3 protein-coding genes and 1 tRNA gene are annotated in these 3,069 nt (G+C 33.7%); all 4 read right to left on the reverse strand.

Going from position 1 to position 3,069, the window contains the following annotated elements; genetic code table 11:
- Positions 1-159: 159 nt before the first annotated feature.
- Positions 160-235 (reverse strand) — tRNA-Lys (locus KHW44_RS07900).
- Positions 236-335: 100 nt separating this feature from the next.
- Positions 336-1,583: a diphosphate--fructose-6-phosphate 1-phosphotransferase gene (locus KHW44_RS07905; protein WP_316095313.1), complete on the reverse strand. Its 1,248-nt coding sequence runs from the start codon at positions 1,581-1,583 to the stop codon at positions 336-338.
- Positions 1,562-2,443, reverse strand: coding sequence for a YitT family protein (locus tag KHW44_RS07910; RefSeq protein ID WP_304068113.1), 882 nt, complete (start codon positions 2,441-2,443; stop codon positions 1,562-1,564). The genes KHW44_RS07905 and KHW44_RS07910 overlap by 22 nt, the downstream gene beginning before the upstream one ends.
- The gene (locus KHW44_RS07915; RefSeq protein WP_304068116.1) at positions 2,443-2,976 is read right to left on the reverse strand and encodes a hypothetical protein; all 534 of its coding nucleotides are present in this window, start codon (positions 2,974-2,976) and stop codon (positions 2,443-2,445) included. The genes KHW44_RS07910 and KHW44_RS07915 overlap by 1 nt, the downstream gene beginning before the upstream one ends.
- Between the last annotated feature and the right edge of the window lie 93 nt (positions 2,977-3,069).

Raw genomic sequence — 3,069 nt, forward strand, 5'->3', positions numbered from 1 at the left:
ATTTTAGGTCTGAACAACTCTATTATAATACTTGGTGATTTTTTGGTATAACCTAAGAACGCCTACCCGCATAGCGGGTAGTTTATTGTTTCGTTCGCAAGCGAACTCAACTGACTAAAGTCATCAATTAAAAAAACCGAGCTACAAAAGCTCGGCTATTGGTGGCTCATCCGGGACTCGAACCCGGGACACCCTGATTAAAAGTCAGGTGCTCTACCATCTGAGCTAATGAACCACGACTACCTTTCTATGATAGCACAATTAGATTGGTTTGTAAAGTGTTTTTTACAATTTTTTAAAAAAGAGCAGAATTATTAGCAACTCTGCTCTTGATTTTACAATTTCACAATATCTTCTTTGTCGAATGCAAAGTATTGTGCTATTCCATTTTTGTATTCTACGTCGATTTCTCCTTCGATTAAAGGAAGAATATAGTCCATAAATTCGTCGTCAATTTGGAAATGGCTGTCTGTGTATTTTGGAATTATCATTTTCGTTTTGTTGGCAACTTTTTCTATATCTACAAGTTCGAATTCTGTCTTATAAGGTTTGTTGGAAATTCTTTTGATTCCAACCATTTTGCCGGAATGATTTTCTACACATTCAACAGAAAATTCTCCAACTTTGAATGATTCTTCGATGTCTGTCTTAGATGCAAATGACATATCGCATCTTTGAAGTATGTTAAGTTCAATACTTCTAATCGGCATATCGTAAATTTCTTTTAATTTGTCTCTGATTATATGAGATGGTCCTTGCAATTGTGCATGGCCGAACTTGTCTGTTTTGCCAGATGTTTTGGATATGAAGTTATTTGAAGAATCTTTGATTCCTTCACTTACTAAAATCAAAATATTATCCGTTCTTTTGAAGTTTTCATTGATTTCTTTGACCAAATTATCAAACTCAAATGTATCTTCACTTATATACACAAGGTCTGCTCCAAGGTTACAAAGTTTCTTGGAGATTGCTCCTGCTGCTGTCAACCATCCAGCATATCGTCCCATAATTTCGACAATAGTTATCGTTCTGTAGTCGTAGATTTCGACATCTTTTGCTATTTCATAGACAGAATTCGCTACAAACTTAGCTGCAGATCCAAATCCTGGCGTATGGTCAGTTCCGAATAAATCATTGTCGATTGTTTTTGGAGAACCCATTACATGAATATCTTCTCCAATTTTTTCGATGTATTTTGATAATTGATACACTGTGTCCATCGAATCATTGCCACCAATGTAGATAAAGTAATTGATGTTAAATGATTTCAAAATTTCCACGATTTTCGCAAGTTTTTCTTCGCTATCTACTTTGTATCTGCAAGATCCCAATGCACTTGCTGGAGTGATTTTCAATCTGTTCAAATCTTCATCAGTTTTTATTTGTGATTTTAAATCTATGATTTTGGAATCCAACAATCCTTGCACACCGTATAATGCACCATAAACATTGTCAAATCCTAGCTCAATTGCTTTTTTGTAACAACCAGCAAGTGTCGCGTTGATGGCACAAGTTGGTCCACCTGATTGTGCTATTAATAAATTTTTGATAATACCACTCCTTAATATTCTTCTCTTTCGAATCCTTTACCCAAGACTTCGTATGCGTCATTTACTGTAATAAATGCACGAGGGTCAATCTTCTTTAATTTTTTCTTCAAATAAGCAACTTGCGCTCTTTTTAAAACGCAGAAGATTATATCTTGTTCATTGTTTAAATAAGCACCTTCACCATGTAAGAAAGTAACACCACGGTTCATATCTTGCATAATAATATTTGCAACTTCTTCGTTTTTGGAAGTTATAACGAAAACTTGTTTTGTTTCGCCAATACCCAATTCGATTTTATCCAAAACTCTGTAAGCTACAAACATAGAAATAATAGTATAAAATCCCTTGTCAATACCGTACAAAGCACTTCCTATAGCGATGATAACTGCATTACAAGCCATAAGTACATTTCCTATCGAAATATCTTTTTCGTTTTTCATAATCGCAGCTATGATATCTAATCCACCACTGCAAGTACCAAACCTAAAAAGTGTACCCATAGAAGTACCATTTATAGCCCCACCAACTACAGCTACAAGCATATCATCCTTTAAAATAAATGGATTTGGAAGATAGTGAAACAAAGTCAAATACACTGACAAAACAATCGTAGAAATCGCTGCGTAGTTTACAAATTGTCTAGTTAAATATTTGTATCCAATAATCATAATTGGAATATTAAGCAAGAACACTGTAACTCCTGTAGGAATTCCTGTTATATATTGAACCAACAATCCAATACCAGTAGAACCACCACTCAAAAAGTTCTTTTGACTGAAGAAAAAGTCAATCGCAACAGCTGCCAATAAGTTAGCCAACAAAATTGAAATGATTTTCTTCTTGGCATCACTTCTGCTGCCAAAGTTTTTTACAAAAAAATCCGTTTTACTCATTATTTTATAAATCCTAATCTTTCTTTAATATATACATCCCATATAAACAAAGCCACAGCAATGACAACGAATGTATAGTTTTCGTCCTTTACATCCAATGTAAACTTTTCGTAAATGCTGAAACCTTTCTTGTTTAATTCTATGTTACCAAAATCAAATACATTGATATGTTTGAAATCTGAAATATCAATCACTTTGTCGTTGTCGTATTTAATAGTGTTAGACATGTCAGATTCTAATGTAAAATTCACATTCTTGGAATTTATTACGTATTTTTTGTTATTTTCATAAAAAATACGCTCAACCTTCATCACGACATCTTCGTTTTCATCGTAAAACACAAAATTCGATCCCTTGTCAAAACTTGAACCGATAAATGCATCGAAAAACGAAGTGCTATTTCCTTCCTTATATCCATAATAAATAAGCTTATCATCCGATAAAATTCTAAATCTATCCTTGATGTCTTTGTTAATATAAAAATCGTAAATCATAATCAATCTTTCTTTGATAATTAAAAATTTAATAATCATGACCACCCGTAAAACGGGTGGTTTGTTCAAGGGCTATAAGCCCGAGTGATACCAACCAGCGTCTCAAGGCGCTGGTTTTCACTCCATTCAAAC

It is taken from the genome of Finegoldia magna (assembly GCF_018371055.1).
Classification (GTDB): domain Bacteria; phylum Bacillota; class Clostridia; order Tissierellales; family Peptoniphilaceae; genus Finegoldia; species Finegoldia magna_I.